This is a genomic window from Mesorhizobium sp., assembly GCF_017306585.1.
Lineage (GTDB): Bacteria > Pseudomonadota > Alphaproteobacteria > Rhizobiales > Rhizobiaceae > Mesorhizobium.
The window spans coordinates 1-12,321 of record NZ_JAFKIC010000293.1 but is presented as its reverse complement, the minus strand read 5'-3'; the positions used below and the strand labels follow the sequence as shown (position 1 = coordinate 12,321).

19 protein-coding genes, 1 tRNA gene and 1 pseudogene are annotated in these 12,321 nt (G+C 56.9%); 6 read left to right on the top strand and 15 right to left on the bottom strand.

Annotation, left to right across the window (positions count from 1 at the left end; genetic code table 11):
- Window positions 1-959 precede the first annotated feature (959 nt).
- Window positions 960-1,592: a tyrosine-type recombinase/integrase gene (locus J0I79_RS33180; RefSeq protein WP_292869783.1), complete on the top strand. Its 633-nt coding sequence runs from the start codon at window positions 960-962 to the stop codon at window positions 1,590-1,592.
- An 831-nt stretch (window positions 1,593-2,423) separates the two neighbouring features.
- Here J0I79_RS33180 and J0I79_RS33175 read toward each other — a convergent pair.
- The 6 genes from J0I79_RS33175 to J0I79_RS33160 all read right to left on the bottom strand — a co-directional run bounded on the left by J0I79_RS33175 (window position 2,424) and on the right by J0I79_RS33160 (window position 6,035).
- Window positions 2,424-3,629, bottom strand: a complete 1,206-nt coding sequence (locus tag J0I79_RS33175; protein ID WP_292869780.1) for a hypothetical protein — start codon at window positions 3,627-3,629, stop codon at window positions 2,424-2,426.
- On the bottom strand, window positions 3,629-4,126 hold the full coding sequence (locus J0I79_RS35200; protein ID WP_366015683.1) for a nucleoside deaminase: 498 nt from the start codon (window positions 4,124-4,126) through the stop codon (window positions 3,629-3,631). Before J0I79_RS35200 ends, J0I79_RS33175 begins: the two co-directional genes overlap by 1 nt.
- Entirely contained in the window at window positions 4,123-4,710 is a 588-nt protein-coding gene (locus J0I79_RS35195) for a class I SAM-dependent methyltransferase (RefSeq protein ID WP_366015681.1), read from the bottom strand. The genes J0I79_RS35200 and J0I79_RS35195 overlap by 4 nt, the downstream gene beginning before the upstream one ends.
- A gap of 5 nt (window positions 4,711-4,715) precedes the next feature.
- Window positions 4,716-5,222 (bottom strand): hypothetical protein, encoded by a 507-nt coding sequence (locus J0I79_RS33170; protein ID WP_292869777.1) that lies wholly within the window; start codon window positions 5,220-5,222, stop codon window positions 4,716-4,718.
- A gap of 305 nt (window positions 5,223-5,527) precedes the next feature.
- On the bottom strand, window positions 5,528-5,707 hold the full coding sequence (locus tag J0I79_RS33165) for a hypothetical protein (RefSeq protein ID WP_292869774.1): 180 nt from the start codon (window positions 5,705-5,707) through the stop codon (window positions 5,528-5,530).
- 133 nt (window positions 5,708-5,840) lie between these two features.
- Window positions 5,841-6,035, bottom strand: a complete 195-nt coding sequence (locus tag J0I79_RS33160; RefSeq protein WP_292869771.1) for a hypothetical protein — start codon at window positions 6,033-6,035, stop codon at window positions 5,841-5,843.
- 313 nt (window positions 6,036-6,348) lie between these two features.
- Here J0I79_RS33160 and J0I79_RS33155 point away from each other — a divergent pair, with 313 nt between their 5' ends.
- From J0I79_RS33155 to J0I79_RS33135, 5 genes are all read left to right on the top strand, one after another.
- Window positions 6,349-6,609, top strand: coding sequence for a hypothetical protein (locus tag J0I79_RS33155; RefSeq protein WP_292869768.1), 261 nt, complete (start codon window positions 6,349-6,351; stop codon window positions 6,607-6,609).
- Between the two features lie 22 nt (window positions 6,610-6,631).
- Window positions 6,632-6,853, top strand: coding sequence for a hypothetical protein (locus J0I79_RS33150; RefSeq protein WP_292869765.1), 222 nt, complete (start codon window positions 6,632-6,634; stop codon window positions 6,851-6,853).
- A complete protein-coding gene (locus J0I79_RS33145) occupies window positions 6,850-7,038 on the top strand; it encodes a hypothetical protein (RefSeq protein WP_292869762.1) in 189 nt (62 codons plus the stop codon). Before J0I79_RS33150 ends, J0I79_RS33145 begins: the two co-directional genes overlap by 4 nt.
- A 213-nt stretch (window positions 7,039-7,251) precedes the next feature.
- Window positions 7,252-7,539, top strand: a complete 288-nt coding sequence (locus tag J0I79_RS33140; protein WP_292869760.1) for a hypothetical protein — start codon at window positions 7,252-7,254, stop codon at window positions 7,537-7,539.
- Window positions 7,540-7,569: 30 nt separating this feature from the next.
- On the top strand, window positions 7,570-7,971 hold the full coding sequence (locus J0I79_RS33135) for a hypothetical protein (protein WP_292869757.1): 402 nt from the start codon (window positions 7,570-7,572) through the stop codon (window positions 7,969-7,971).
- Between the two features lie 15 nt (window positions 7,972-7,986).
- Here J0I79_RS33135 and J0I79_RS33130 read toward each other — a convergent pair whose 3' ends face one another.
- The 9 genes and pseudogenes from J0I79_RS33130 to J0I79_RS33090 all read right to left on the bottom strand — a co-directional run.
- Complete coding sequence (locus J0I79_RS33130) at window positions 7,987-9,183, bottom strand: integrase arm-type DNA-binding domain-containing protein (RefSeq protein ID WP_292869754.1); 1,197 nt, start codon at window positions 9,181-9,183, stop codon at window positions 7,987-7,989.
- Window positions 9,184-9,396: 213 nt separating this feature from the next.
- A tRNA-Phe gene (locus tag J0I79_RS33125) sits at window positions 9,397-9,472 on the bottom strand.
- 167 nt (window positions 9,473-9,639) lie between these two features.
- Window positions 9,640-9,803: pseudogene (locus J0I79_RS33120) on the bottom strand (AraC family transcriptional regulator); the annotation flags it as partial.
- Window positions 9,804-9,884: 81 nt separating this feature from the next.
- A complete protein-coding gene (gene yacG, locus J0I79_RS33115) occupies window positions 9,885-10,082 on the bottom strand; it encodes a DNA gyrase inhibitor YacG (RefSeq protein ID WP_292869751.1) in 198 nt (65 codons plus the stop codon).
- A complete protein-coding gene (locus J0I79_RS33110; RefSeq protein ID WP_292869748.1) occupies window positions 10,079-10,705 on the bottom strand; it encodes a Maf-like protein in 627 nt (208 codons plus the stop codon). Before J0I79_RS33110 ends, yacG begins: the two co-directional genes overlap by 4 nt.
- 22 nt (window positions 10,706-10,727) lie before the next feature.
- Complete coding sequence (infA, locus tag J0I79_RS33105) at window positions 10,728-10,946, bottom strand: translation initiation factor IF-1 (protein WP_006329283.1); 219 nt, start codon at window positions 10,944-10,946, stop codon at window positions 10,728-10,730.
- 126 nt (window positions 10,947-11,072) lie between these two features.
- Window positions 11,073-11,543: a low molecular weight phosphatase family protein gene (locus J0I79_RS33100; RefSeq protein ID WP_292869786.1), complete on the bottom strand. Its 471-nt coding sequence runs from the start codon at window positions 11,541-11,543 to the stop codon at window positions 11,073-11,075.
- Window positions 11,531-12,016 (bottom strand): UPF0262 family protein, encoded by a 486-nt coding sequence (locus tag J0I79_RS33095; RefSeq protein WP_292869745.1) that lies wholly within the window; start codon window positions 12,014-12,016, stop codon window positions 11,531-11,533. Before J0I79_RS33095 ends, J0I79_RS33100 begins: the two co-directional genes overlap by 13 nt.
- 6 nt (window positions 12,017-12,022) lie before the next feature.
- Window positions 12,023-12,321: histidinol dehydrogenase (locus tag J0I79_RS33090; RefSeq protein ID WP_292869742.1), on the bottom strand; the 299-nt coding region annotated here is incomplete at its 5' end.

The window sequence follows — 12,321 nt, the reverse complement described above, 5'->3', positions numbered from 1 at the left end:
CCGGCGGGTTTCACCGGCCGGCGAAAGGAAGTCGGCAAAACTATAGTCGGAGAGGAGCGCTTCGGTCGGGTAGCCGAGGCCGCCCAATCCGCTGACAATGGCAGCGATCGCAGGCGTCATGGCCTTGCACTTCCTGCTGCGCGACGTTGGCTCACATCGACTGGCGGAAATGCTATGCTTTGCTGAGCCTCTTCGGGCGCGACTTCGAGAAGCGCTAGGCGGAGGGCAGCGACGATCGGCTCAAGTGGGAGCAAGATCGCCGGACGCTCGAGATCACTATCCGAGATCGTGTCAACGAAGCTGACCTGCCCCTCGATTGGGCGCACGAGGAGATGGCCCTGGGCAAGTCGAATCCACTGGGGCGAACTGCAGATGTCGAAGATGTGACGTTCGGCAGAGCGTAGCGCTCCAACGGTGAGACCAAGGTCTTCAACGAGCACCCGCACTACTGCCAGGCCGAGCAATTGCCCAGGCCGGAACACAGGCGCGTGCCCCTTGAGACCGCCGAGGGACGGCAGCGCCCGCCGCCAGTGGCGGAGCGTTTCCTGTGTGATACCGACCACATGTCGGACTTGGCTCGGCGTGTAGCGCATGGCCCCGATCGATTTGTTGTTCACAACAAGATAGCTGACCTTTGCGTGCTAATCCAGTGGGTTCATTCCTTGAGGCAGAACCCGATTGCGGAAGCTCGGCGGACGGCCCTCAAGGGTCAGTTAGTCCGTCGAATGATCTGAAAATTGCCAGTCGCCTAGCGACCCCGCGCAGTCGAACCAGGTGTTGAATGAAAGGCAGTTTTCGGGTGCTCCCTAGTCCGGGTTAAACGTCCTCAACGGGGTCGGGTGCAGAAGGGCGGCTACACGGCATTCGCTACCCGATAGCTGACCGTCCGGAGACGGCCCCAAGGCATAGGCTGATAACGCCGTTTCTTCGCTGGCCAATCACGGCCAAGGAGAACTCCTATGGGTCATTCTCAATTTGATGATGCCAGCCGCGAGCGCGCAGCTTGGAACGCTGGAAAGCAAGTCGGAACGAAGCGCCCGCTCACACAAAAGCAAATCTGGGCCGTACGCTTCTATCTTGATCGCGAGAGACGAATTCGGGATCGCGCCCTGTTCGATCTGGCGATCGATAGCAAGCTACGCGGCTGCGACCTGGTCAAGATCAAGATTCGTGACGTGGTGGCCGGCCCGGAGATCAAGACACGTGCGATCGTCGTGCAGCAAAAGACAGGCCGGCCCGTCCAATTCGAAATCACCAGCGACGTTCGAGCCAGCCTGCTGGCCTGGCTCGAACGCCGTGGCGGGAGTGTGGAGGACTATGCTTTCCCAAGCCGGGTCGATCATGCACACCACATGAGCACGAGGCAGTATGCGCGCCTGGTGGACGAGTGGGTGACCGCGATCGGCCTGCGCTCGGAAGATTACGGCACGCACTCGCTTCGCCGCACGAAAGCGTCAATGATCTATAGGGCGACGGGCAATATCCGAGCCATCCAGATCTTGCTAGGCCATTCTAAAATCGAGAACACGGTTCGATATCTTGGTGTCGACGTCGAAGACGCGCTGCTTTTGGCTGAGCGAACCGAAATCTGAAGTAGAGCGGCCACCCAAGTCTGTTGGATGGCCGCTTTTAAATGCGTTAGAGATTACTCGATGGTCGGGACTGGGGTGGAAAGCGGAATGGCAGATCGCAGACGGCCGGGCCGAGAAAGCTGCCCCTCTATCAGCGAACGAGACCGCTGAATACTACATTCAATTCGACAACGCAGTGCCGTCCTCTCACTCCAAGCCCGTTGCCAGCTCAGCGTCACTGTCAGACGAGCACCGACTATCGCGATGAAACTACCCCGCTTGTCACATTGCTGAATGTTGAACTGACGGTGGGCGAATGTGCTACGTGATAACGAATGCCCCGAGGGCGAGATGAGCGCGACATATGCAATCACATTTCCCATACCTAGAGGCGGACATTGAACGGGCGCCGATCGTTTCGGGCAAAGCTCGCGCTTACGAACTTTATTCGATCGGCGAAAGTGGTCATCACATCGAGCCGGAATTAATTAATGAGGTTTTCAATGGCCTAATGCCGATAGTGAAGCATCACGTCGCTAATGGATCGCGTTTATGCGCAGTAGCCCCTGGAGGCAATCCCTGGGCTATGTTGTTGGCTCTTCACTTATCAGTCTCACTCACAATCTTCAGGCCGCATATCACGCCTTTAACAGATAAAATAAAATGGAGCGATACTCCGTTTGATGGTGGAGATATTTACGCGCCCACTCTTAGTTCTAATGACCGGATCATTGTATTGGATGATGTAATTGGAAGTGGCTCGGTATCTGACAAGATTTTAGGGTGGTGCCTAGAGATGGACATACAACTCGAGTCTTTCATAACGGTCATAGATCGGAACACTGGCGGATCTCAGAGGCTTGAGGGTGCGGGAATAAAGACCGAGTCGTTGATCACACTAACGCCTCGGGTAAGCCCGTAGTCGACAACGTGTAAGTCGGTCCTCGTATTGTGGAAGCGAAACTGTCGCCAAGGGTCTATGATCGTCGTTCCGGCACGGAAGGGCAAAGCCGCCATCGTGGGATCGTTGTATGAGAGGATGATCGTTTCTGCGAACGGTGCGGAGAGGAAATCGTCGGGCTCGACTATGCCAGCTAGCTTACCGTCAACCTCAAGGTAATGCGCAACTAGCAATGAGTAGGAACCATCCGTAAGCGGCACACCGGGCTTATAAAAGCGCCCAACTACCAACACGTTACCACGAAAGCTCGCTGCATACTTCGCCAGGTTTCTCGCTTGATGCTCCCGCGCAATTGTCAAATAGCCCGACAGGTCGTAGCCGAGCTTGTAGCGTTCCGCGAACCACCGCATCGCAATATTGTCTCTGGGATGGCACGGCCCTCCATCACCCAGTCCGGGCTTCATGTATAAGTCAGATATCACTCTTTTCGCGCGCACTAGATGTCTAATAACGACATCGGAGTCGATATTCCCAACAGTGTTGGCAATGTCTATCACGCTGTTCGCGAATGTGATCTTTAGCGTAATAAATGTATTGTACAGTATCTTTATCGTCTCGGCTTCCTCCCAAGTCACGACTTCCGCGTTAACGCCTAGAAGTTTCAAAGTTTTATGTATCTCTGACGCACCATCCATTTGCGCCACGCCGGCAACCGCCACGTCCGGGCTGGACAATCCACGATAGACCTCTCCCATTGCAGCAAACGCCGGCATGTAAATCAGGGTTCCACCTGCTAATAGCGGATAAATCTCGCGCCTCATTGTGCCCGGTAGAACTGTCGAGATTACGATGATGGTCGGGGAATGACTCGACTGAGCGATTTCAGATACTACTTGGCGGAGTTGGTCGTATCCAAAGTCCCGGGCCTCGCATTCTGCTATTGGAGAACTCCCATCATACCGGCTCTCATGCGGTGTGGGTACGCAGACGAAAACTGTTTCGCATTCGCGCGCCAACACATGAAGGCTTGCTACCAATGAGATCCGCGAACTTTGGACGTCGCTAACGTCAAACCCTAAAACGTCATGGTGCTCTGAGAGGTATTCAGCATAGGGCAGCCCGAGTTTTCCAAGACCTACAAACCCAACCTTAGCCATTATCGATCCTCGACCGCCTCGAATGGTGGGGTCGGAATATAAGAGTCGAGCAGTGATGCACATTCCGCCGCTAAGATGCCGCCGGTTGCACCGGGAAGTCGCCTCCTGTACCAATCGGGCGTGGTGGTGATGTCTAGGTTCGAATGACCACAATGAGGATCTGCGGCCCCAAATACAATGTGGTCGATACGACAGAAAATGGCAGTCGAAAAACACATTAGACATGGCTGAAGAGTGCTGTACAGGACACGCCGTTCTTTGCTCACTTCTCCCGCAAATCGAAGATGCGTCGCGGCTCTTCGCATTGCTGTTTGCTCAGCATGCCCTAGCCAAGTACGTCCGCTGGTGTTCGAGTTATATGCTTTGCTCACAAGCTTGTCTCCAATAACCACAACAGCGCCAATTGGCGGGTTTTTGAGTCGCATGGCTCGCCTCGCTTGCGCGATGGCAACTGACATGTAAAATTCATCTGTTTGCGACCCGGCGCCAGCAATCATAGCTTTCTCCATATAGATCGATGCGTTGACCGGCGATTGGGCAAGAAAACCGTGGGTTCAAACACGGTGCGATCATGAAAGAGACACTCCCATCTTTGATACTCTATTTCGACTTCGCTAAACGGTATACGCGAGTAAGAAGCCGTCAGGGATGATGCGGGAGCCGGATCACATTGATCTATAGCGACAACGACATTGACTCCCCGATGACCTGTCAATCCCTGGATCAATCGCACAAATGAATGCTGACTTCCTCTAGGGAGTAGATGGAGAAGCCCGTGGCATAAGACGAGATCAAAGCTTCCAAGATGGAGATCAAAAAGTGTTAGCGCATCGGCATGTATCAACGTAACATTACTTGCACCCCCCAAGCGCCCGCGGTACTGCTCAATTGCGATTTTTGAGCTATCTATTGCAACTATTTCTGACGCGATTGGGATTAGGGGCAACGTATTTCTCCCGTTACCGCATCCGACGTCTAATATACGAGGACGATTTGCAAATAGGTGAATAATCCACTGATAATGTACGCAAGGACTGCCAAAACTAGTGTTTTGGTAAAATTCATCCCATACGCTCGTCATTGCAATCAATCGTCCCGGCGGGTTAGGATCAAGTCATCGACTGCTTGTATCTCGCCGGATTTTGTGCGCATGTACAGCATTCCACCTCTCAATTCGCGCCCAGCGCTGTAGATTTGGAAGACAAAAGACCCGCCGCCGTATATTCGGCTGCTCATAGGTTCGTAATTTAGCACAACACAGTTGTTTACAATCGTTCCGGCCACACCGTACAATTTATTAGTCTGCGTCCCGTCTGCATTCGTATTGATGGCGTTGAAGGTTCCTGAGAGGGCGTATCCTGATTGCCGTATTTCTATTGCAAATCCATAGTTGCGATCACCATCTTTCCTATCACCTCGCCAGATCCCGCTGACCGACAAGCCGCGATAAAATCGTCTCTGAAACCACGGAACGATCGAGTCATTCACAAACGTAGCCAATAGAAACACAATCAGCGAGGATAGGAGACCGGACGCCAAGCCGACAATGATCTGTCCGCCCAGCGTCGAGATCAGTATTTCTTCAGTTGGCATGTTATTCCCTCCACGAGACGTAATCGGCGAGTTAGTCCCGGTCAAGGGTTTCCGTCAATCGATTCAATTATATCGAACTACATCCCAACTCTGAAAGCGATGCACACGATAGAAGCTAGAACCCTCTGGTTCGCCGTTTGATGGAAGCAACAGACTTCAGGTTTGGGGTGGCGACAGCGGTGGGTCGAATGGCAGCAATGGGGTCGCTAACCGAAAGTCGGCTTTCTTAACTTCTCGGCCAGAACCGGACAGTCAGCAGACGGCCTCAAATCAGCCGCGCTTGTGCTGCGGGTGGAGACATCGGGTCATTTGGAAAAACTAGAGCCAATTTTGACACCGATAAGCTTGGTGATTTCCTCCAGTGCCTTCATGTTGCTATCGTATGATGTCGCGTGCGTCGGGCAGCGCGCCTGTTGGGTGCGGTAAAGTCCAGCCATTTCCGTAGATTCGCTCGGAAACATGCCGCTCCATTGAGCCTTTGTCATGGTGTACCGCCGTCCGAATCCGATGTCGTAATGGTATCCTTCCCGCCTATAGGCTAGGAGGTTATGGACAGCGCGAGGCCCGCAGCGCGAACTCGACGAGCACCCTAACGCTTTCGGACTGTCTTGTACGACGCTATTCGCGGAACGGGAGGGCCGAGATTCGCTTCTTCGGCTTCTTCTTTTTGGCTCTACCGGTGGCAGCATAGGCCTCACGGATGAGCGCAAACGCCTCGGTGACTGGAAGCCCGCATTTGCGGGCATAATGCTCCGCTTCAGTTAACTGGTATTCGGGAATTGAGTCCTGAGGGTGTTTGCTTTTCTTGCCCATTATGCGAATCAAACCGATTCCGGCCCGGAGGTAAAGCTAGGTGTTCCTTTTAAGGACGGCCCTTTGGTAGCCTCCCAAGGTCATATAATTGCCCGGCGCTGGCACCAACTCCAGAAACCGACCTTCCTCGGTTATTAAACAGGCTGATCACGATCGAGGCCAGGATGTGCTAGTCGATCGATGGTCGCTCCGGGCCCGCGCAGACGTGATCGAAAACGCGTTGGAAGACGGCCAATCCTCATCCGATAGGAATTCGCTGAAGAGCTGCCTACCGGGGAGTTCTCGACTTCAATAACAAATGGCGCCGAGCGGCATGTTCATTTCTTTGGAACTGAGCCAATGGCCCCGCATTGTTGCCGATCATCGCGAGAGGAGATTGCATATGGTTCGTGTGGTCGACAAGGAGAAAATCGCGAGGGCGGATCGCGAAAGCCGAATTATCCTAGACATGGAGCGTGACGAGAGGACGGCGAAGACGCAACGGCTTAGAGAACAGCGGTTGCAGATGCAGGCCAAGCTGCCGGTAGCGCCTGGAAGAAAGGCCGCTAGCATCTTAACGAAGAAGCGCACCTGAAAGTGGTGGAGGTTGAACGAGGATGACAACACGTGGTGTCGACTTCCTGGACCGCTGGATCGGTAACAACATCCCGCAAACGGCGAAAGCTGATGTGGTTTCGGTGGACGAACTAACTCACAAGCTATTCGCCGATGCCAAAGCGCTGGGGATCAAACGTGGCGAGATCGACGAGGAAGTGACAAGCCTCTATAAAGTGCTAGTCGAGGCGATAGTGCATTTTGACGCCGGAGCGCCCGAATGACAAAGCCAAAAGCCAATCCGCAGCACCCGACGCCGGCCTATTGCGTCTATCCGCCGCCTATGCGCGGTCTGCCGTTCCTGTCAGTGGCCATCATGCCTGACGGCAGCGTGATCGCACGCGCGTTCCGATCAGTGGAGGAGGCCACCACCGACAACCAGGACTTGATCAAGAACAAACGACACTAGCGAGCCGGAGCTCCCGAGCTGGATGGACACTCCGAGTGCTCTGGCGACATTTGCGCTCCTGACAATCCCGATCGCTCACAATTTCTGGGCGATGGAAGAGCCTCTGAAAACCATGAAGTTGCCGCGTGGTGATGGACACATAACAGTTGTGAACCGCTTTCTCATCGCCTCTACGAATTAAGCCGGAACTTGGATGTCGGGATGAGATAGCCAATGGCCGCTGGCATCAGGCCGCGCCAGCTTAAGGCGGTTGCGTTTATTGCCTTCTGCGCCAAGCGGTCGGTGCCAGCGCTGGCAAGGGCCACTTTCCAAGCGAAGCTTCCTAAAGCGATGCTTCTGCCTTCGATCCCAACACGGTCATTCGACGGAAGAGCAGTGGAAACGCCGGTGGTCGGGAAACACCTCGTGATGATGGCCAAATTTTGCGTTGTTTTGTGGCAAATCAACAAACAATTTCGCTGCCTATTTCAAAACTTGCGCGTGGGATTTGAATATGCTTGATCGTACCACGCCTTTGGGAGGGCTTGGGGGATGGCGAAAATTACAAAAGCGGCGCTCGGCGCCGGTTTATTGCTTTGCGGATGTGCAACACCGCCAGAGAAGATACAGGCGAGCTATGTTTCGCCGATACTTTATCAGAATCTAACATGCGAGCAGCTGGCGCTGGAGGCGACGAATATTTCCAGCCGGGCAGCAGAGGCCGCAGGTGTTCAGAACAAGAAGGCCGGTCAGGACGCGGCGGTGGTCGCCGTTGGTGTGATCATATTCTGGCCGGCGCTCTTTTTCGCGAGTGGCGACGGCGCCTCCGCGGCAGAGGTGGCTCGTCTCAAAGGCGAAATGCAGGCGATCGAAGATGCGTCCGTACGCAAGAACTGCGGAATCGTTTTCCAAAAGCCTAAACCGCCGACCCCTAAAAAGAACAACTACCCATAAATGCAGCAATAGCAATCAGGCGTTCGCACGCGCCCTTTTGCTCTGGAGTTCATCCAGATAGTCGGCCCACCATTGCATCATCTTGACGCGCTCTTCCCAATGCTCTGCCCGGGCATAGGCGCGACGCACGTCGTTGTTCTCAATGTGGGCCAGTTGCCGCTCTATGGCATCTGGATGCCACTTGCCGCATTCATTCAGTAGAGTTGACGCCGTTGCTCGAAAACCGTGTGCGGTAACCTCTTCCTTGCCGTAGCCCATACGGCGCAAGGCAGCGTTGAGCGTGTTGTCGGAAATCGGACGCGAACTCGAACGGACACTAGGAATCAACAATGATCCACCGCCAGAGATTTCCCTGAGCGAGGTCAGGACACTAATGGCCTGTCTCGAAAGAGGTACGCGATGCGGCCGTCGCATTTTCATGCGTGCTTGAGGAATAATCCACACCGAGCTTTCGAAATCGAACTCATGCCATTCGGCCGCGCGTAGCTCGCCGGGGCGGGGAAACAGCAGCGCCATCAGCTTCAGGGCAGCTCGGGTTGTGGGCTGGCCGTCAAATGCATCGACTGCCCTCAGCAAGCCGCCCAAGGCCTTCGGATCGGTGATGGCTGCACGTGGCGTGACCGTTGGGCTGATAAGTGCACCTCTCAGAGCGGGCGTTGGATCCGCCTCGGCGCGTGAAGTGGCGATTGCGTATCGAAACACGGTGCCGATGGTAGAGCGCAGTCGCCTGGCCGACTCGTATCGACCGCGAACCTCCACCCCACGGAGGGCCGTAAGGACGGTTGCTGGATCGATCTCTCGAATCCATTTGTCACCGAAGGTCGGATAGGCAAAATCGAGCAGCCATTTCACCTTGCTGATCGTTCGGTCGGCACGCCCTTCCTTCTTCAGCTTCTCGACATACTCATGCGCAATTGAGCGAAAGGAATCCTTTGCCGATTCAGCCTTGCGCAAACTGCGTTGCTGTCCGGGGTCGATGCCTGCCAGCATGAGACGCTTAGCGTCATCGCGCGCTTGGCGTGCCTCTGCGAGAGAGATGAGAGGATAGCTGCCCAACGCCAGGAGCTTCTGCTTGCCGTCAAAGCGATAGGCGAGCCGCCAAAGGCGAGATCCACCGGGCTGAACCCATAACTGGAGCCCGCCACCGTCAGACAGTTTCACGACTTTGGAAGCTGGGCGAGCGTTTCGGCATTTCACGTCAGAAAGGGCCATTTCGTTGGGTCTCCTTTTGGCTGCGTCGATACCATCAGGATGTCCAATACCAACGGAAATACCATCCCCGCGCCCCGTTGGACCAAATGCGCCCGAGATCGCTCAATCGCGCTCAACTGTGTCGACTGTCGCGAAAAGATTAACGATTTCAGCCGGTTGGAGAAGCTCCAGCGTATGAGCTTCGGCAAAAGGAAGATTCGGGAAGAGAGGGAATGGTGCCCAGAGGCGGATTCGAACCACCGACACGCGGATTTTCAGTCCGCTGCTCTACCAACTGAGCTATCTGGGCCTGTTCCGGCTAACGAAAACTCGTGCTCCGGATTTCCGGGGCGCCGTGGGCGTCCCGTGAAAGCGCGTGGGTTATAGCATGGGAATCCCGCCTGTCCAGCGCCCAGATGTGGATTTCCGGCAGGAAAAGAAATGCCGCCGATTTAGCGGTTTCCACGCGGCCCTCGGCTATCTGGCACCAGCTACGCTTTTGCGAAAGCCCGATGGCGTGATGCCGGCCAGTTTGCAGAACGATTTGTTGAAGGCGCTGAGCGAGCCGAAGCCGGATTCGATGGAGACAGCACGTTGGCGCCCTGTTGCATCGGCATGGTCCGCGCAAAGATCAGCCGCAAAAATCGACATATTCATTGAACCCGCGCTGCCCCAACAAGTACGCGGACGACCGAGGCTGCCTGATCGCCGGGCCGAGCCGGCTATTTCGGCTCGTCGGCGTCGGGCTCGTCCTCGTCGTCGCGGGCCGAGATGACATAGGCGCCGCTCAGCCAGCGGTTGAGGTCGATATCCTTGCAGCGTTTCGAGCAGAACGGGTAGGTCTCGCGCGCCGACGGCTTGCCGCATTCGGGGCAAGGGCGCCTGGGCCGCAGCGGCGTAACCTTGTCGTCCAGGCTCATGGCCGTGGGGACAGCCAGTTCTGATGGATCTTGAAGCCTTCGCCTGAAAGCAGCGCCGCCGTTTCGTAGAGCGGCAGGCCGACGACATTGGTGTAGGAGCCGACGAGTTTGACGACGAAGGAACCGGCGAGGCCCTGCACGGCGTACCCGCCGGCCTTGCCGCGCCATTCGCCGGACGCGACATAGGCGTCGATCTCCTCGCGCGGCAGCCGCTTGAAACGCACCCGTGTCTCGACCAGCCGCTGGCGCAGCTTGCCGCCCGGCGTGATCAGGCAGATGCCGGAATAGACCCGGTGCGCGCGTCCCGACAGCAGGCCGAGGCAATTGGCGGCGTCGTCGAGCGTCTCGGCCTTTGGCAGGATGCGCCGCCCCACAGCAACCACCGTGTCGGCGGCCAGCACGAAGCTTGGCGCGTAGTCGGTCTCCGTCTTCAGCGACGCGAACGCCTTCTCGGCCTTTTCCTTCGACAGCCGCTTGGCCAGCGAGCGCGGATGCTCGGCGCGCAGCGGCGTTTCGTCGATATCGGCTGGCAGGATACGGTCCGGCTCGATGCCGGCCTGCTGCAAGAGTTCGATGCGGCGCGGCGAGCCCGAGGCAAGCACCAGCTTCTGCAAAATGCTCATCGCGAACCGGCCGGGCTTGATCTTACTTGAAGCGGTAGGTGATGCGGCCCTTGGTCAGGTCGTATGGCGTCATCTCGACCAGAACCTTGTCGCCGGTCAGCACGCGGATGCGGTTTTTGCGCATGCGGCCGGCCGTATGGGCGATGATCTCGTGTTCGTTTTCGAGCTTCACCCTGAACATCGCGTTGGGCAACAATTCCGTCACGATACCCGGAAACTCGAGGACTTCTTCCTTCGGCATTCGATACCTTTGCTTGGATGGCGGTTCCGGCGGATTCAAATCTCAGGTCGAACAGACCTGAAATCATCCGACTCCAGCCGGAATTTCGGCGGAACCTATATGATAATCGTCCATTTGTGAACACGCTTAATCCGCCGCGTTTTTTGCGTCCGGTAGCAGAAAACGTCGGCTTATGCGCGATTTCAGCCGCTCGCGCACGTCGCGGTAGGCAGCCATGATCTGTTCGCGCGTACCGCCGGCGTCGGTCGGGTCCGGCGTCGGCCAGTATTCGACCTCGACGGCGAGCGAGCGGGTGAGCTCCAGCGCAGCATGGTGCGCCTCCGGCGCCAGCGTCACGATCAGATCGAAATAGTCGTCCTCCAGGTCATCCAGCGTCCTTGGATGACGCTCGCCCAGCGAAAGGCCGTCCTCGGCGAGCACGGCATCGACGAACGGATCGCGCTCGCCGGCGCGCACGCCGGCCGAGGCGACGAAAATGGTGGCGGGCAGCATCCGGCGCGTCAGCTGTTCGGCCATCGGCGAACGCACCGCGTTCATGCCGCACAGGAACAGGATCGAGCGGGGCAGGGCGCCGGATACCAGGATCAGCCCCGCCAGTGCAGCACGCAGACCAGCGTGAACAGCCGCCGCGCCGTATCGAAGTCGATGTCGATCTTGCCGGAAAGCCGGTCCATCAGCGTCTGCGAGCCTTCATTGTGCAGGCCGCGCCGACCCATGTCGATCGCTTCGATATGGCTCGGCGTCGAGGAACGGATGGCGTCGTAATAGCTTTCGAAGATCATGTAGTAATCCTTGACGATGCGCCTGAGCGGCGTCAGCGACAGGATGTGGGTGACGACGGCGGTGCCGTCCTCGCGGGCCACGGCAAAGACCAGGCGCTGCTCGGCCAGCGACAGTTTCAACCGGTAGGGACCGGTGCCGCTGTCGTTGACGGGCTGAAAGCTGTTCTCCTCGATCAGGTCGAAGATCGCCACCGCCCGCTCATGCTCGACATCGGGGGTCGAACGGCCGATCGATTCATCGAGTTCGACATCGATCAGCTTGGCGCGGGTTTGATCGGAGCCCGTCATGTCGGCCTACATGTTCAGCCGTATGGCGACGGAGCGGCCATGCGCGTCGAGCCCTTCCGCCTGGGCGAGCGCGATCGCCGGCGGCGCCAGCAGGCGCAGCTGCTCCGGCCCGAGCTTCAGCACCGAGGTGCGCTTGACGAAGTCGAGGACCGACAGGCCCGACGAGAACCGGGCCGAGCGGGCTGTCGGCAGCACGTGGTTGGAACCGCCGACATAATCGCCGATCGCCTCGGGCGTATGGCGGCCGAGAAAGACGGCGCCGGCATTGCGCATGCGCGACAGGAAGCCCTCGGCATCATCGATGG

Excerpts from the sequence above, each read along its gene's own strand:
- J0I79_RS33155 (WP_292869768.1), top strand. The coding sequence starts at position 6,349 with ATGTTCATTTCTTTGGAACTGAGCCAATGGCCCCGCATTGTTGCCGAT.
- J0I79_RS35195 (WP_366015681.1), bottom strand. The coding sequence starts at position 4,710 with ATGACGAGCGTATGGGATGAATTTTACCAAAACACTAGTTTTGGCAGT.
- J0I79_RS33150 (WP_292869765.1), top strand. The coding sequence starts at position 6,632 with ATGACAACACGTGGTGTCGACTTCCTGGACCGCTGGATCGGTAACAAC.
- J0I79_RS33160 (WP_292869771.1), bottom strand. The coding sequence starts at position 6,035 with ATGGGCAAGAAAAGCAAACACCCTCAGGACTCAATTCCCGAATACCAG.
- J0I79_RS33180 (WP_292869783.1), top strand. The coding sequence starts at position 960 with ATGGGTCATTCTCAATTTGATGATGCCAGCCGCGAGCGCGCAGCTTGG.
- J0I79_RS33130 (WP_292869754.1), bottom strand. The coding sequence starts at position 9,183 with ATGGCCCTTTCTGACGTGAAATGCCGAAACGCTCGCCCAGCTTCCAAA.
- J0I79_RS33145 (WP_292869762.1), top strand. The coding sequence starts at position 6,850 with ATGACAAAGCCAAAAGCCAATCCGCAGCACCCGACGCCGGCCTATTGC.
- J0I79_RS33110 (WP_292869748.1), bottom strand. The coding sequence starts at position 10,705 with ATGAGCATTTTGCAGAAGCTGGTGCTTGCCTCGGGCTCGCCGCGCCGC.
- J0I79_RS33165 (WP_292869774.1), bottom strand. The coding sequence starts at position 5,707 with ATGACAAAGGCTCAATGGAGCGGCATGTTTCCGAGCGAATCTACGGAA.
- J0I79_RS33095 (WP_292869745.1), bottom strand. The coding sequence starts at position 12,016 with ATGACGGGCTCCGATCAAACCCGCGCCAAGCTGATCGATGTCGAACTC.
- J0I79_RS33140 (WP_292869760.1), top strand. The coding sequence starts at position 7,252 with ATGGCCGCTGGCATCAGGCCGCGCCAGCTTAAGGCGGTTGCGTTTATT.
- J0I79_RS33135 (WP_292869757.1), top strand. The coding sequence starts at position 7,570 with ATGGCGAAAATTACAAAAGCGGCGCTCGGCGCCGGTTTATTGCTTTGC.
- J0I79_RS35200 (WP_366015683.1), bottom strand. The coding sequence starts at position 4,126 with ATGATTGCTGGCGCCGGGTCGCAAACAGATGAATTTTACATGTCAGTT.
- yacG (WP_292869751.1), bottom strand. The coding sequence starts at position 10,082 with ATGAGCCTGGACGACAAGGTTACGCCGCTGCGGCCCAGGCGCCCTTGC.
- infA (WP_006329283.1), bottom strand. The coding sequence starts at position 10,946 with ATGCCGAAGGAAGAAGTCCTCGAGTTTCCGGGTATCGTGACGGAATTG.
- J0I79_RS33170 (WP_292869777.1), bottom strand. The coding sequence starts at position 5,222 with ATGCCAACTGAAGAAATACTGATCTCGACGCTGGGCGGACAGATCATT.
- J0I79_RS33175 (WP_292869780.1), bottom strand. The coding sequence starts at position 3,629 with ATGGCTAAGGTTGGGTTTGTAGGTCTTGGAAAACTCGGGCTGCCCTAT.